Annotated in this window: 12 protein-coding genes and 1 pseudogene; 6 read left to right on the top strand and 7 right to left on the bottom strand. The window is 66.3% G+C overall.

Going from position 1 to position 14,249, the window contains the following annotated elements; translation table 11 throughout:
* Window positions 1-76: 76 nt before the first annotated feature.
* Window positions 77-1,693: an ATP-binding protein gene (locus BFF94_RS06575; protein ID WP_128850605.1), complete on the top strand. Its 1,617-nt coding sequence runs from the start codon at window positions 77-79 to the stop codon at window positions 1,691-1,693.
* Between the two features lie 254 nt (window positions 1,694-1,947).
* Here the strand turns inward: BFF94_RS06575 and BFF94_RS06570 are convergent.
* A pseudogene (locus tag BFF94_RS06570) lies at window positions 1,948-2,229 on the bottom strand (helix-turn-helix domain-containing protein); the annotation flags it as partial.
* Window positions 2,230-2,401: 172 nt separating this feature from the next.
* Window positions 2,402-3,313 carry an EamA family transporter gene (locus tag BFF94_RS06565; protein ID WP_128850602.1) on the bottom strand — a complete coding sequence of 304 codons (912 nt, stop codon included), beginning with the start codon at window positions 3,311-3,313 and terminating at the stop codon, window positions 2,402-2,404.
* Window positions 3,314-3,660: 347 nt separating this feature from the next.
* Between BFF94_RS06565 and BFF94_RS06560 the strand changes: the two genes are divergently transcribed.
* Window positions 3,661-5,334, top strand: coding sequence for a phospholipase C (locus tag BFF94_RS06560; RefSeq protein ID WP_128850600.1), 1,674 nt, complete (start codon window positions 3,661-3,663; stop codon window positions 5,332-5,334).
* Window positions 5,335-5,428: 94 nt separating this feature from the next.
* On the top strand, window positions 5,429-6,850 hold the full coding sequence (locus BFF94_RS06555) for a cytochrome-c peroxidase (protein ID WP_219139123.1): 1,422 nt from the start codon (window positions 5,429-5,431) through the stop codon (window positions 6,848-6,850).
* 24 nt (window positions 6,851-6,874) lie between these two features.
* Here BFF94_RS06555 and BFF94_RS06550 read toward each other — a convergent pair whose 3' ends face one another.
* The 5 genes from BFF94_RS06550 to BFF94_RS06530 all read right to left on the bottom strand — a co-directional run bounded on the left by BFF94_RS06550 (window position 6,875) and on the right by BFF94_RS06530 (window position 11,278).
* On the bottom strand, window positions 6,875-7,606 hold the full coding sequence (locus BFF94_RS06550) for a class I SAM-dependent methyltransferase (protein ID WP_128850594.1): 732 nt from the start codon (window positions 7,604-7,606) through the stop codon (window positions 6,875-6,877).
* Window positions 7,607-7,697: 91 nt separating this feature from the next.
* Window positions 7,698-9,008 (bottom strand): NAD(P)/FAD-dependent oxidoreductase, encoded by a 1,311-nt coding sequence (locus BFF94_RS06545; RefSeq protein ID WP_219139122.1) that lies wholly within the window; start codon window positions 9,006-9,008, stop codon window positions 7,698-7,700.
* Window positions 9,005-9,760 carry an amino acid ABC transporter ATP-binding protein gene (locus tag BFF94_RS06540; protein ID WP_128845045.1) on the bottom strand — a complete coding sequence of 252 codons (756 nt, stop codon included), beginning with the start codon at window positions 9,758-9,760 and terminating at the stop codon, window positions 9,005-9,007. Before BFF94_RS06540 ends, BFF94_RS06545 begins: the two co-directional genes overlap by 4 nt.
* Window positions 9,757-10,413, bottom strand: coding sequence for an amino acid ABC transporter permease (locus BFF94_RS06535; RefSeq protein WP_128845047.1), 657 nt, complete (start codon window positions 10,411-10,413; stop codon window positions 9,757-9,759). Before BFF94_RS06535 ends, BFF94_RS06540 begins: the two co-directional genes overlap by 4 nt.
* Window positions 10,414-10,501: 88 nt before the next feature.
* On the bottom strand, window positions 10,502-11,278 hold the full coding sequence (locus BFF94_RS06530) for an ABC transporter substrate-binding protein (protein ID WP_128845049.1): 777 nt from the start codon (window positions 11,276-11,278) through the stop codon (window positions 10,502-10,504).
* 161 nt (window positions 11,279-11,439) lie between these two features.
* Between BFF94_RS06530 and BFF94_RS06525 the strand changes: the two genes are divergently transcribed.
* The 3 genes from BFF94_RS06525 (at window position 11,440) to BFF94_RS06510 (ending at window position 14,232) form a co-directional block, all read left to right on the top strand.
* Entirely contained in the window at window positions 11,440-12,231 is a 792-nt protein-coding gene (locus BFF94_RS06525; protein WP_128845051.1) for an IclR family transcriptional regulator, read from the top strand.
* Between the two features lie 442 nt (window positions 12,232-12,673).
* Window positions 12,674-13,384, top strand: coding sequence for a GntR family transcriptional regulator (locus BFF94_RS06515; protein WP_128845056.1), 711 nt, complete (start codon window positions 12,674-12,676; stop codon window positions 13,382-13,384).
* A gap of 41 nt (window positions 13,385-13,425) precedes the next feature.
* Entirely contained in the window at window positions 13,426-14,232 is an 807-nt protein-coding gene (locus BFF94_RS06510; protein WP_219139121.1) for an SDR family oxidoreductase, read from the top strand.
* The last annotated feature ends 17 nt before the right edge of the window (window positions 14,233-14,249 follow it).

The following is a 14,249-nucleotide window of genomic DNA, read 5'->3' as shown; positions in this document are numbered from 1 at the left end:
GCGCTGCTCAACCGGCGTGCAACTAACAATGGCGTAAGCCGGTGCACAGCTTCCTTCGATCAATGAGAGTGCAAACATGTCAGTTACCGAGCAACCCGAGAATTCCAGCGCCAGCATTATCAACCTCGGCCGGTTTCAGGTTGATTTGAGAATGCGGATTCTGCACCGGGGCAGCGAGGTCGTTCCGCTAGGATCGCGGGCTTTCGATATCCTCGCCGTACTCGTGTCGGCCGACGGGCGAGTCGTGACGAAGGACGAATTGCTGAATAAAGTTTGGCCAGAAACCATCGTCGAAGAAAACAATATACATGTCCATCTTTCCGCGTTACGCAAAATACTTGGTGAGGACCGCAACCTGATTGTCACGATACCTGGTCGTGGGTATAAGTTGCGACAACCGCCAGTTGAGAGCCGGCCACCCGCGGTCGAGTTCTGTGGCTTCAAACATTGGCTGCCCCGGCGCGAAGGCCGGCTCACAGGCCGCGACGCAGCCGTTCGGCAAATCAGTACGTTGCTACAGACCACGCGGCTGTTGACGCTAGTTGGGCCCGGCGGCATAGGGAAGACGAGCCTAGCTATTGAAGTAATACGAGAGGCATCGAACGATTTTTCTTGCGGTGTGTATTTTGTCGGACTTGCCACGGCAGCAACTGAAAGTGCGGTCCTATCCTCGGTGGCTGAAGCGTGTGGGCTGCCCACAAATTATGCCGTGGTCGAAATTGCGCAACTGGCTGCGGCGCTTTCCGGGAAACGTTTGCTCCTCGTGTTAGACAACGCCGAGCATGTGATCGACGTCGTCGCGCGGATCGTCGATGCACTCGTAGCGGCAAGCGGTGTTCTGCGCGTCCTTGTAACGAGCCGTGAACCGCTTCGGCTGATGCCCGAAACGGTGTACCGAGTCGAGCCGCTTGACGTGCCGTTCCTCCATTCGACCCATGCGGAGATCGTCCAGTTCTCGGCGGTAAAGTTGTTTCTGCTGCGCGTCAAGTCATTGCACCAATATGTGTACGGCGACTGCGAGCAAGTCCGTCTTATCGGCGAGATCTGTCGTCGGCTCGACGGCATTCCGTTGGCGATCGAACTGGCGGCGGCACGCGTCGCCAGCCTCGGCGTTAAGGGTATTCATCGCTATCTGCACGACCGGTTCAGTTTGCTGACGGGCGGCTACCGGACAGCTCTACCGCGTCATCAAACACTACGTGCGACGTTCGACTGGAGCTTCTCGATACTGAATCCGCACCATAAGGTATTGTTCAGACGCATTGCAGTCTTCATCGGCGGCTTTACGTTCGACGCGATGTGCGCGGTGGTGTGCGACGAGAAATACACTGTGGCTGACCTAATCAGCAGCATCGGCGACCTGGTGGCGAAATCGCTCGTCAACATTGAGTCGGAAGGGCCGGTAAGCATGTATAGCCTTTCCGAGTCGACACGTGCGTATGCGTTGGAGAAGCTGTATGCCGAAGGCGAGCAGAAGCTGATCGCGGCGCGCCATGCACGCTATGTCTCCCATTCTTCGCGACCATGTCTGGCTCTAAATGTCGCTGAACAATTGGACCGGGAAATCGATCTGCGGCAGTCGCTGGATGCTGCACGCAGCGCTTTCGAATGGCCCTTTTCGCAGCACCGCTATCCGCGGCTCGGGGTCGAGCTCGCGGAAAGTTTTACAGAGGCGCTACCGGAGGGGGCCTAAGGTACTTTACTGCACGCGAGCCGACTAGGCTGTCGAGGCGATCGATGCGCCTGAAGAATTCCCCCGCCTCGGCGTAGAGCGAAGTAAATTCGTCACCGAACTCGAAGTAAAGTTGTCAACATCCGCTCTCTACGTATCTCGTGGTCGGTTGAGGCGCATCGCAGCTTTCGCTCGCGAGGCAGTCGCCTTGCCCTGTTGCCAGTTACAGGCCGAGTTCACCCTTCCCTGAGGCGGAAGCTGCCCGACTGCGTAGACGTAGATGCAGCACGTCCGAGTTGATTCGCAATTGCGCGAATTGAATCGCCAGCAACCACCGAGCGCGAGATCTCCTCCCGCTCGGCAAGGGTCAGTGCCAATCTCGAACGGTGCCGTTGCTTTGGCTGTATGCCGCCCGTTTCCGCCAGAATCCGTTGTACCGAGGAATGGTTCCGATCAAACAACTGAGCGATCTGCTGCAGCGACTCGCCCTTGCGCCAGCGCTCCCACATTAACGCCTTCTGGGTGTCTGTATAGTAGATCCGCCGTCTCTGTTTCATGGCAACACTCCTTGCTGCTATGCAGCCTCAAGTGTGTTGCATCGACGGGTTGAATCCGCAGCCGATTCGACTGTCCCTTACGGGTCGATCACGGCCCTTGATGAAGTGACGGCCAAGCAATCTCAGACCTGATCTGACGCTGTCTGAGAGGTCAGGTCTTGACTTACACAGTTCACCGCACCGCTTCAAACATACTGATCATCAACGCCCCCGCCGCAATCACCGCACAGCCCGCCGCCCTCCGAGGCGTCAGCCGTTCGCCGAGATACACGCGCGCGATCAGCGCCGCGAACACCACGCTCGTCTCCCGCAGCGCCGACACCGGGCCCATCGGCGCGCGATCCATCGCCCAGATCACGATGCCGTATGCGAGCGCCGCGAACACGCCGCCGCACGCGGCCTTCGCCGTCTCGCCGACCTCCTGCGTCAACCGCAACGGCCCCGCGCGCAGCCGGTAGTACGCGGCCATCATCGCGCCCGTCAACGCGAACATCCACGCGGTATAGCCGACCGTGTTGCCGCTTTCCCGCACGCCGATCCCGTCGACCACGCTGTAGGCCGCGATCGACACACCGGTCGCGAACGCGGTCGGCAGCACCTGCATCATCCGGTGCTTCGCGCCACGCCCGCCCTCCAGCCCGATTGCCAGGATGCCGGCCGAGATCAGCACGAGCCCGACCTGGGCGCCTGCATTCAGGTGCTCGCCGGCGAACGCCGCCGCGCCGAGCGTAACGAGCAGCGGCGACGTGCCGCGCGCGACCGGATACGCGACGCTCAGGTCGCCGTGCTCGTACGCACGTACCAGCAAGAGCGTATAGACGACGTGGAGCACGGCCGACGCGACGACGCAGAGCCAGCTCGCGGGCGTGATCGGCGCCGCGGCCGGCAGGAACAGCAGCGCGAACAGCCCGATCGCGATCTGCAGCACCGTGGCCGAGCGCAGCCGGTCGCCGCTGCTGCGCACGAGCGCGTTCCATGACGCATGCAGGAACGCCGCGCACAGAACGGCAAACAGGACGGGGATCGGCACGCTGAATACTCCCTGACGGTCGCCTGTCGCACCAGGCGCGCGACAGGCGTTCATCCTATGAATGCGTCACCGGATTGTCAAAAAAGACGCCGCACACCGCGTCTCTCATGAACCGGACGAAAGCGCCCTTTCGCCCGCCCCGCGCGGCATCCGAGACAGTGCCCCCGCGCCCCGCGGGATGTGACGCGGAGGTTGCAGGCGGTCTGCCCCTTTCCGTTCTCTTTCGCATCGCATGACCCCGTAATGAAATCGATACCGCAGCGCAACCGTTGCGAAATCACTCCGTCCCCATATCTTCATACGCGACTGTTCCAATGCGCGTGCTCTCTCGAGCTTCGCGCCGAACCGACACGGCGACGGGGCCGACCTCCACCATCGAAGGCCTTACCTGGAGTTTCCCGATGTTCCGTCAAGCCTTGCTTGTCACCGCCTGCGCAGCCGCGGCGCTTGCGCTGTTCGCCTGCGGCGGCAGCGACGATCCCGCGTCGACGCCTGCCGTGTCGTCGCAGGACGCGCTGCAGACCGCCACGCCGATCAAGCACGTCGTCGTGATCTACGGCGAAAACATCTCGTTCGACCACTACTTCGGCACCTACCCGAACGCGGCGAACCCGTCGGGCGAACCGGCATTCAGCGCCAAGTCGGGCACGCCGACGCCCAACGGCCTGACGGGCACGCTGCTCACCGCGAACCCGAACTTCACGAATACGGCCAACGGCACCGACGCGGCGAACCCGTTCCGCCTCGACCGCACGCAGGCCGCGACCGCCGACCAGAACCACGCGTACACGGCCGAGCAACAGGCCGAGGACAACGGCCTCGCCGACCTGTTCCCGAAGTACACCGGCAAGGGCTCGTCCGGCGGCGCCGGCGCGTTCGGCACGAAGGGCCAGGTGATGGGCTACTTCGACGGCAACACCGTGACCGCACTGTGGAACTACGCGCAGCGCTTCGCGATGAGCGACAACACGTTCACGACGTCGTACGGCCCGTCGACGCCGGGCGCGCTGAACGTCGTGTCGGGCCAGACCAACGGGATGCAGATCGTCAAGACGTCGAAGCAGCCGTCGACGCTTGCCGCGACGTCGTACTACATCAACGATGGCCAGGGCGGCTTCACGATGATCAACGACGTCGACCCCGGCTTCGACGTGTGCTCGAGCACGACCGACCAGGCGATGATGGCCGGCAAGAACATCGGCGACCTGCTGAACGGCGCGAAGATCACGTGGGGCGGCTTCATGGGCGGCTTCAACTTGTCGACGACGAACGGCAACGGCACCACGGGCTGCAGCCGCAGCACGGTCGCCACCGCCGTGAACGCCGCGACGTCGGACTACATCCCGCACCACAACTGGTTCCAGTACTACGCGTCGACCGCGAACCCGCAGCACACGCGCCCGAGCTCGGTCGCGGCGATCGGCTCGAGCCTCCAGACCGACGGCAAGACCGCCGAACCCGCGAACCACCAGTACGATACGGACGACTTCTTCGCCGCCGTGAAGGCCGGCAACTTCCCGTCGGTCAGCTACCTGAAGGCCCCGGCCGCACAGGATGCACACGCGGGCTACTCGGATCCGCTCGACGAGCAGGCGTTCGTGACGAAGGTCGTCAACTTCCTGCAGCAGCAGCCGGACTGGCAGAACACGGCCGTGATCGTCACCTATGACGACTCGGACGGCTGGTACGACCACGTGTACACGGCGCCGACGCGCGCGTCGTCCGACCCGGTCGACCAGGTCAACGGCGCCGGCAAGTGCGGCACGGGCGGCACCACCGGCGTGAACGGCGCGACCGTGAACGGCCGCTGCGGCCCGGGCGTGCGCATTCCGCTGATCGTGATCTCGCCGTACGCGAAGCAGAACTATGTCGACCACACGATGCTCGACCAGTCGTCCGTCGTGCGCTTCATCGAGGACAACTGGCTCGGCGGCCAGCGTATCGGCGGCGGTTCGTTCGATGCGACGGCGGGCGACCTGCGCGCGCTGTTCGACTTTACGTCGAAGCCGAACACGACGCCGCTGTACCTCGACCCGACGCTCGGCACCGCACTGAGCGCGGCACCGGCGATCTGACCGGCGTCCGTCGACCGCAGGCCGGCGCATCACGCGCCGGCCGTTTCCATTTAACGCGCCGTTTCGTGCGGCGCCCCGCTTTCCGACCGACAGCATGACAGCTCGCCCCGCGTTCCCGTCTCCCGACACCTCCGGCCCCCCCGCGCCGCGCGCCCCTTCCCGCCTGCTGCGCCGCGCGGCATTCGTGCTCGGCGCGGCCGCGCTCGGCTACGGTGTGTTTGCGATCGCGTTCCCCGCGCAGGTGCCCGCGGCGATCGGTACGGTCGTCGCCGACTGGACGGGCGCGAACCCGCATCCGGTCGTGCTGCAGCGGCCCGCCGCGCAGCCGCTGTCGGCGGTCGCGCAGCTCGGGCGCGCGCTGTTCGTCGATCCGTCGCTGTCCGCGTCGGGCAAGCAGTCGTGCGCGTCGTGCCACAGCCCCGCTCATGCGTACGGCCCGCCGAACGCGCTCGACGTGCAGCCGGGCGGCCTCGCGATGACGCAGCAGGGGTATCGCCCGCCGCCGTCGCTGATGTACCTGTACCGCCAGCCGAACTTCAGCATCGGCCCCGATGCCGGTGAAAACGACGCCGCACCGAGCGTCGCGCAGCAGGCCGCGTCGGCGGCCGGCGTCGTCAAGGCGCAGAAGGTGGCCGGCAGGTCGGCCGCGCCGCAGCTCGTGCCGCAGGGCGGGATGTTCTGGGACGGCCGCGCCGATACGCTGCAGCAACAGGCGTTCGGCCCGCTGCTGAATCCGGTCGAGATGGCGAACGCGAGCGTCGACGACGTCGCGCACAAGCTCGCGCAGTCGTCGCACCGCGCGCAGCTCGAGCAACTGTTCGGCGCGCGCGTGTTCGACAGCCCGCAGCTCGTGGTATCGGAAGCGATGTTCGCGATCGCGCGCTACCAGGTGGAGGATCCGTCGTTCCACCCGTACAACAGCAAGTACGACCGCTGGCTCGAAGGCCGCGCGCGCCTGTCGCAGGCCGAGCTGCGCGGGCTGCGCCTGTTCAACGATCCGGACAAGGCGAATTGCGCGGGCTGCCACCTGTCGAAGCCCGGCAAGGACGGGCTGCCGCCGATGTTTACCGATTACCAGTACGAGGCGCTCGGCGCGCCGCGCAACAAGGAGCTGGCGCAGAACCGCAACCCGGCGTTCTACGATCTCGGCGTGTGCGGGCCGTTCCGCGACGACCTGAAGGACCAGACGCAGTATTGCGCGATGTTCCTGACGCCGACGCTGCGCAACGCGGCGACGCGCCATGTGTTCTTCCACAACGGCGTATTCCATACGCTCGACCAGGTGATGGCGTTCTACAACGAGCGCAGCATCTCGCCGCAGAAGTTCTATTCGCGCGGCGCGGACGGCAAGGTCGACGAGTACGACGACGTCCCGCCGAAATATCGCGCGAACGTCGACGTGACCGACGCGCCGTTCGATCGCAAGCCGGGCGACAAACCCGCGATGACGGCGCAGGATATCAAGGATATCGAAGCGTTCCTCGGCACGCTGAACGACGAGCCGGCGCAGCGCTGAGCGCCGGCTGGCCGCCGCGCCGCATCAGCGGCGCGCGCGGATGCACAGGAAGGCCGGCGCCAGCGACAGCTCCGCATGGAGCCGTTCCGACGCGGCCTGCATCTCGGGCAGCGGCGTGGGTTCGACGAACCGGTCGAGCCGCCAGCCGCCGTCGGCTAGCGCGTTCAGGATGTCGGCGAGCGGCCGCCGCCAGGCTTCGACGTAAGGCCTCGGCTCGCCGAATCCCGACCAGTGGAACCCGAAGCGGGACGTATCGAAGTAGGTGCCGTCGCCGCGCGTGCGTTCGTCCATCCAGTCGCGCATCGGATGCGCCATCGAGAACACGAGCGTCGCGCCCGGCCGCGCGACGCGCCGGAATTCGCGCAGCGTCGGCGCAAGATCGCGCACGTAGTCGAACGCGAGCGAACACAGGACCTTGTCGAACGCTTCGTCGGGCAGCCAGGCGAGCGGCGCCTCCAGGTCGCCTTCCACGACGTCGACCGCAAGGCCCGCGCAGCGCGTTTTCGCGAGCGCGACCATCTCCGGCGTGACGTCGAACGCATGCACGGTCGCGCCGTGGCGTGCGAGGTGCTCGCTGCAGATGCCGGGCCCGCAGCCGGCATCGAGCAGCGTCAGGCCGTCGACGTCGCCGAGCAGCGCCATCGTCGCCGGACGCTCGTAGAGCGCGTTGTGCGCCTTGGTCGGCGCGATGTCCGCATAGCGTTGCGCGAAGCTCGCGTATGCGCGGCGGCCGGGCGGTTCGTTCGGATCGGTCATGCGGCACCCGTCGGCAGAAACTGGGAGTGTCGATTCTGCCCGATCGGATGACGGGTGGCGACCGGTCCCTGCCCCCGTCCCCGCGCCTGCGTCACGACAGGCTGTCGAGCAGCCGATACCAGGCCACCCCGGCCGCGATATAGAAGCGCTGCAGCCCGTGAAACGGAATCGGCCGGACCGGCGTGACCCGGAACGGCAGCGGCAGTTGCGCATCGCCCGACAGGTGCGCGGCCAGATGCTTGCCGAGCGTCGTCGCCATCGCGATGCCGCGCCCGCTGTAGCCGAGCGCGATCGTCACGCCCGGCGCGGGCTCGTGCACGTGCGGCAGGAAATCCGCGGTGATCGCGACGCGCCCCGCCCAGCGATATTCGAACCGGACGCCCTTCAGCTGCGGATACAGCAGCGTCGTCGCACGCTCGAGATGGCGCCAGTCGCTCGTCGCGCGCGGTTCCGCGAACGGGCCGCGGCCGCCCATCAGCAGGCGGCCCGCTGCGTCGCGGCGAAAGTACAGCAGCAGGCGCCGCGCATCCGATGCGACCTCGCCGCCCGCGAGTATGTCTCGACCGAGATCCGGCGCAAGCGGTTGCGTCGCGACGATGAAACTGTTCGCGGCGATCACCGACTGGCGCAAGCCGGGCCACAGCCCGTCCGTGTAGCCGTTGGTCGCGATCACGACGCGCTCCGCCGACAGCGTCGCGCCGCCTGCCGTCGCGATCTGCCAGCGGCCGTCGGCACGCGTCAGCCCGACGGCGCGCGTCAGCCCGTGCACGGCTGCCCCGCTCGCCTGCACGGCACGCACGAGGCCGCGCGTATAGCTGAGCGGCTGCACGCTGCCCGCGCGGCGATCGATCCAGCCGCCCGCATACGCGTGCGTGCCGAGCCGCCGCGCGACGTCGTCGCGGCCGAGTACGTCGACCGGTGCGCCGCGCGCGGCCCACTGCTGCGCGCGGCGTGCGACCGTATCGAGCATCGCGGCGGTCGGCGCCGGCTGGATCCAGCCGTGGCGACGCGCATCGCAATCGATCGCATGCCGCGCGATCAGGTCGAACACCGTGTCGGCCGCGCCGCCGACAACGCCGGCAAGCTGCTCGCCGGCCTCGTCGCCGAACCGGCGGACCAGTTCGTCGGGATCGTATTTCAGCCCGGGGATCACCTGGCCGCCGTTGCGGCCGGACGCGCCCCAGCCCGGCTGCGCGCCGTCGATCACGCGCACGTTCGCGCCGCGTTCGGCCAGGTGGAGCGCGGTCGACAGGCCCGTGAAGCCGGCGCCGACGATCGCCACGTCGCACGACGCGGACGCGTCGAGCGCGGGGGTTTCAGGTGCCGGCGCGGCCGTCGCCGCCCACAGCGAATCCGGCCACCGGGAGTCGGGCCATCCGGGTGCCGCGTTCCTGTCGCTCATGTTCGATCCGGGTTGGCGGCGCCGTCCGGCGCCAGCAGGCGACGCAGGAATTCCTGCGTGCGGGGATGTTGCGGCTGCGTGAGCACGTCGCGCGCCGGCCCGCTTTCGCAGATGGTGCCGTCGTGCAGGAAGCACACGCGATCGGCCACCTCGCGCGCGAACGCCATTTCGTGCGTGACGACCACCATCGTCATCCCGTCGCGCGCGAGCCCGCGCATCACGCCGAGCACCTCGCCGACGAGCTCGGGGTCGAGCGCCGACGTCGGCTCGTCGAACAGGATCGCCTGCGGCTCCATCGCGAGCGCGCGTGCGATCGCGACGCGCTGCTGCTGGCCGCCCGACAGCTCGGCCGGATACGCATTCATCCGGTGCGCGAGCCCGACCTTGTCGAGCAGCGCACGGGCCCGCTCGCGCGCTTGCGCGGCCGGCATGCGCCGCACATGCACGGGCCCTTCCATCACGTTTTCGAGCGCCGTGCGGTGCGAGAACAGGTTGAAGCGCTGGAACACCATGCCGACCCGCATCCGCAGCTCGTGGATCCGCTTCGAATGCGCATCGACCTTCACGTCGTCGATCGTGATCGAACCCTCGTCGTAGGTCTCGAAGCCGTTGATACAGCGCAGCACGGTCGACTTGCCCGAGCCGGACGGCCCGATCAGGCACACGACCTCGCCCTGCCGCACGTCGAGGCTCACGCCCTTCAGCACCGCATGCTGCTGGAAACGCTTGTGTATCGAATCGATCCGGATCATGCGCCTCTCCTCAGCGCGAGCCGCTTGCCGAGCCGGTTCACGCCGAACATCAGCGGCAGGCCCAGCGCGAGATACAGCAGCGCGACGAGCGTGTAGACGCTCATGTTCTGGAACGTCGACGACGCGATCAACTGGCCGGCGCGCGTGATCTCCGCGACCGTGATCGTCGACGCGACCGATGAATCCTTCAGCAGCATCACGAGCGTGTTGCCGTACGGCGGCAGCGCGATGCGGAATGCCTGGGGCAGCACCACGCGCCGCATGATCATCGGGCCGCGCATGCCGATCGCGTGCGCGGCTTCGATCTGGCCGCGGTCGATCGCCTCGATGCCGGCGCGGAAGTTTTCCGCCTGGTACGCCGAGTACGCGATGCCGAGGCCGAGCACGCCGGCCTGGAACGCCGACAACTGCACGCCGAGATCGGGCAGCACGAAGTACATGTAGAACAGCTGCACGATGATCGGCAGCCCGCGGATCACGTTGACGATCGTGCTGGCGGCCGTCGCGACGGCACGGTTGCGCGACACCTTCAGCAGCGCGAGGACCAGCCCGAGCACCGAGCTGAGCACGAATGCGCATACCGTGATCTCGATCGTGACCACCGCGCCCTTCAGCAGGATCGGCAGGAAATCGATCGCGTTCTGAAAAAACATGAGGTTTCCTATGCGACGATCGGACGTCGCGCCGCAATGGGTGCCCGCGACACGCGGGCGATGCCGGCCGTGAATCGGGCGCCGGCGCTCAGCTCATGTGCCACTTCTGCAGGATCTGCTGCAGCGTGCCGTCGCCCTTCATCTTGCGGATCGCGCCGTTGAGCTGCTCGAGCATCGCGGTGTCGCCCTTGCGCACGACGAAGCAGACCTGCCCCTTCACGACGCTCTGGTATTCCGGCACGAGCCGCACCTGGCGGTTGACGCCGTGTTCGATCTGGTACGCGACGATCGGCTGGTCGGCGAAGCCGGCCTTGATGCGCCCGAGCGAAACGTCGCGCATGATGTCGGCTATCGAATCGTAGGTCCGGACTTCCTTGAAGATGCCCTTCTTGTTGAGCGCGTCGACGAACGCCGTGCCGACCTGCGCGCCGACCACCTGCCCCTTGAAATCGTCCATCGACGTATAGCGGCCCGGATCGTCGGCCTTCACGATCAGGCCTTCGCCGAACGTATAGACCGTGTCGGAGAAATCGACGACCTGCTGGCGCGCCGGCGTCTTCAGCATCGCGGCCGAGATGATGTCGATCTTCTGCGTGGTGAGCGACGGGATCAGCGCCGAGAACACGGTCTGCTGCACGTCGACGCGAAACCCGGCCGACTTCCCGGCCGCGGTGATCGCATCGACCATCATCCCCTGGATCGAATTGCTCTTGACGTCGAGAAACGTGAACGGCACGCCGGTGGCCGTCGCGCCGACCTTCAGCGTCGGCTCGGCCGCGACGGCGCCCGTCGATGCCGCGGAGAGGGCGATGCAGGTGGCGAAACCGGCGGCCAGTGCGCCGAACCGCTTGATGAACGAAACCATGGTGTCTCCTTCTCGAATGATCCTGTGCGACGGCCGGTCGTTGATCGACACTGCGACGATGGCTCGATCTTAAAACGAATCATAAATATCGCGAAAAGATTTTTGAGTATCGATATTCGATACGCTATGATTTGATATCGCATCGATCCAGCCCCTTGCTCATGGAAACGTCGCCCGATCAGTCAAACGACCTGCTGTTCAACCAGTCGCTCGAGAAAGGGCTCAACGTGCTGCGCGCGTTCAGCGCGAAGCGGCGCACGATGACGCTGGCGGAAGTAGCCGACGCGGCCGGGATGACGAAAAGTTCGGCGCAGCGGATGGTCTATACGCTCGAGAAGCTCGGCTATGTCCGCAAGCATCCGGTCACGCGGCGTTACCAGCTCACGCCGCACGTGATGCGGATCGGCTTCAACTATCTCGCGGCCGATACGCTGATCGACGTCGCGAATCCGTTCCTGTCCGAGCTCACGAACGTGACCGGCGAAACCACCAACCTCACCGAGCCGGACGAAGACGAGATGGTGTACGTCGCGCGTTTCGTGTCGACGAAGTTCGTGCCGATCCACATGCCGATCGGCAGCCGCATCCCGATGTATTGCACCGGCTGCGGTCGCGCGTTCCTGAGCGCGCTGCCACCCGCCGATGCGCGCGCGCGGCTCGACGGCATGGCACGCGCGCCGCACACGCCGCGCACGGTCACGGCGCTCGACGAACTCGTCGCGCTGCTCGACGGCGTGCGGCGCGAAGGCTACGCGTCCAATCAGGAAGAACTGTTCATCGGCGACATGTCGATCGCGGCACCCGTGCTCGGCAGCCAGGGGCAGCCTGTCGCGGCCGTGCACGTGGTCGCGCCGACGAGCCGCTGGACGTTCGACGACGCGCGACGCAAGCTCGCGCCGGCCGTGATCGACTGCGCGCGCGGCATCAGCAATTCGATCCGGACGCTCGAATAGCCTTCGCGAAATGGCAGACGGTGCGCCGCTGCAATACGCAACGGCGTTTGATCGCTACTGCGGCTTCCGCGAATTCTCCGTGCGACAGGGACTGTTCGAGCGCAATACGAGCCTCTTCGCCGCGGTGTCCGGTTCCTCGCCGTGATACGGATCGACGCACTTCAGGAAGTCGCACTTCACATCCCCGACTTCCGGTTCAACGACCGGATTCCGGTAATCGCGCGCAAGATATTTCGCCACCCGCGTGCGAACGGCATCCGGCGCATGCATGCTCCATGTGGCAGCAGGTCCGGTCGCGCAACGCACTGGCTGCCGGCCGCTTCGCCCCTCCTCCTCGTTTTCCCCAATCCCGTTCGGCTTGACTCGGTTCCCCCGATCGTCAACACTTCGCACATCGTAAATGTGATCACAGATCGCAGATCAAACCCAGGAGAACCCCGCCTTGGCGCCTCGTATCGTCCCGCCCGCATTGAAAGTCATCGAACAGGAAACGATGGCCGACAAGGTCTACCAGCAACTGCGCGAAGCGCTGATGAGCGGGCGTTTCGCGCCTGGCCAGGCGCTGAGCCTGCGCAGCGTCGCCGAGGCCGTCGGCTCGTCGACGATGCCCGTGCGCGCCGCACTCACGCGGCTGCGCGCCGAGCGCGCGCTGGTCGACGGCCCGAACCGCGCGCTCGTCGTGCCGCCGATGACGCTCGACATGCTCGACGAACTGCGCGACGTGCGGATCGCACTCGAAGGCTGCATCGCCGAGCGCGCATGCGCACGGATGACCGATGCGCAGATCGCGGCCGTGCGCAAGACCTGCGAGACGATGCAGGCACACGTCGAGGCAGGTCGCTCGCGCGCTTACCTGCAAAGCAATTTCGCGTTCCACAGCGCGATCTACGCGCACGGCGCAAGCGAAAGCACGCTCGCGATCGTCGAGAACCTGTGGATGCGCGTCGGGCCCTTCCTCAACATGGTCGCGCTCGACATCCCGCACATGCGGCGCTCGATGGATGCGCACCGCGCAATCGTCGATGCGCTCGGACGGCGCGACGGCGCAGGCGTGCGGGCAGGCATCGCGCTCGACATCGGCGGCGCCGCACACGATCTCGCCGAGACGCTGCGGGCCGCACAGACACCCCGGACCGTGAACGCGAAGCCGTAGCGGCCGCAATCCCACAACATCAACAATGGAGACAACCCGGCATGACAGCTTCCGACCTGCTGAAACCCTATGACGGCCTGCGCGTCCTCGTGACGGGCGGCGCATCGGGCATCGGCCTCGAAATTGCCGACGCGTTCGCCGAGTGCGGCGGGCACGTGCATGTGTGCGACGCATCGCAAGCCGCGATCGCAGCGCTCGCCGACCGGCCGCCGCGTGCCGCGGCCGGCGCGATCAGTGCGACGCTGGCCGACGTATCCGACCCGGCCGCCGTCGAGCGCGTGTTCGCCGACGTATCGGCCAAGCTCGGCGGCCTCGACGTGTTGGTCAACAACGCGGGCATCGCCGGCCCGACCGGCGGCATCGACGAAATCGACCCCGTGCAGTGGGAGCAAACCGTCGCGATCAACCTGAACGCGCAATTCCTGTTCGCGCGCCGCGCGGTGCCGCTGCTGCGCGACGCGAAACACGGCGGCGCGATCATCGCGCTGTCGTCGGTCGCAGGCCGGCTCGGTTACGCGTTCCGCACACCGTATGCGGCAACCAAATGGGCCGTGGTCGGTCTCGTGAAGAGCCTCGCGATCGAACTCGGGCCGCTCGGCATCCGCGTGAACGCGATTCAGCCCGGCATCGTGCGCGGCCCGCGGATGCGCCGCGTGATCGACGCGCGTGCGCAACAGCTCGGCATCGGTTACGACGAAATGGAGCAGCGCTATCTCGAGAAGATCTCGCTGCGGCGCATGACCGATCCGGCCGAGATCGCCGCGACCGCGCTGTTCCTGTGCTCGCCGGGCGGGCATGGGATCACGGGGCAGGCCATCTCCGTCTGCGGCAACGTCGAAGTGCTTTGACGCCTCCTGCATCGCTC

The sequence above is a fragment of the Burkholderia catarinensis genome (assembly GCF_001883705.2).
In the GTDB taxonomy this organism is placed as follows: domain Bacteria; phylum Pseudomonadota; class Gammaproteobacteria; order Burkholderiales; family Burkholderiaceae; genus Burkholderia; species Burkholderia catarinensis.
Note: the sequence above shows the minus strand (reverse complement) of the source record. Positions and strands in the feature narration are given on the sequence as shown.

Excerpts from the sequence above, each read along its gene's own strand:
- BFF94_RS06555 (WP_219139123.1), top strand. The coding sequence starts at position 5,429 with ATGACAGCTCGCCCCGCGTTCCCGTCTCCCGACACCTCCGGCCCCCCC.
- BFF94_RS06525 (WP_128845051.1), top strand. The coding sequence starts at position 11,440 with ATGGAAACGTCGCCCGATCAGTCAAACGACCTGCTGTTCAACCAGTCG.
- BFF94_RS06545 (WP_219139122.1), bottom strand. The coding sequence starts at position 9,008 with ATGAGCGACAGGAACGCGGCACCCGGATGGCCCGACTCCCGGTGGCCG.
- BFF94_RS06540 (WP_128845045.1), bottom strand. The coding sequence starts at position 9,760 with ATGATCCGGATCGATTCGATACACAAGCGTTTCCAGCAGCATGCGGTG.
- BFF94_RS06510 (WP_219139121.1), top strand. The coding sequence starts at position 13,426 with ATGACAGCTTCCGACCTGCTGAAACCCTATGACGGCCTGCGCGTCCTC.
- BFF94_RS06575 (WP_128850605.1), top strand. The coding sequence starts at position 77 with ATGTCAGTTACCGAGCAACCCGAGAATTCCAGCGCCAGCATTATCAAC.
- BFF94_RS06565 (WP_128850602.1), bottom strand. The coding sequence starts at position 3,313 with ATGAACGCCTGTCGCGCGCCTGGTGCGACAGGCGACCGTCAGGGAGTA.
- BFF94_RS06550 (WP_128850594.1), bottom strand. The coding sequence starts at position 7,606 with ATGACCGATCCGAACGAACCGCCCGGCCGCCGCGCATACGCGAGCTTC.
- BFF94_RS06560 (WP_128850600.1), top strand. The coding sequence starts at position 3,661 with ATGTTCCGTCAAGCCTTGCTTGTCACCGCCTGCGCAGCCGCGGCGCTT.
- BFF94_RS06530 (WP_128845049.1), bottom strand. The coding sequence starts at position 11,278 with ATGGTTTCGTTCATCAAGCGGTTCGGCGCACTGGCCGCCGGTTTCGCC.
- BFF94_RS06535 (WP_128845047.1), bottom strand. The coding sequence starts at position 10,413 with ATGTTTTTTCAGAACGCGATCGATTTCCTGCCGATCCTGCTGAAGGGC.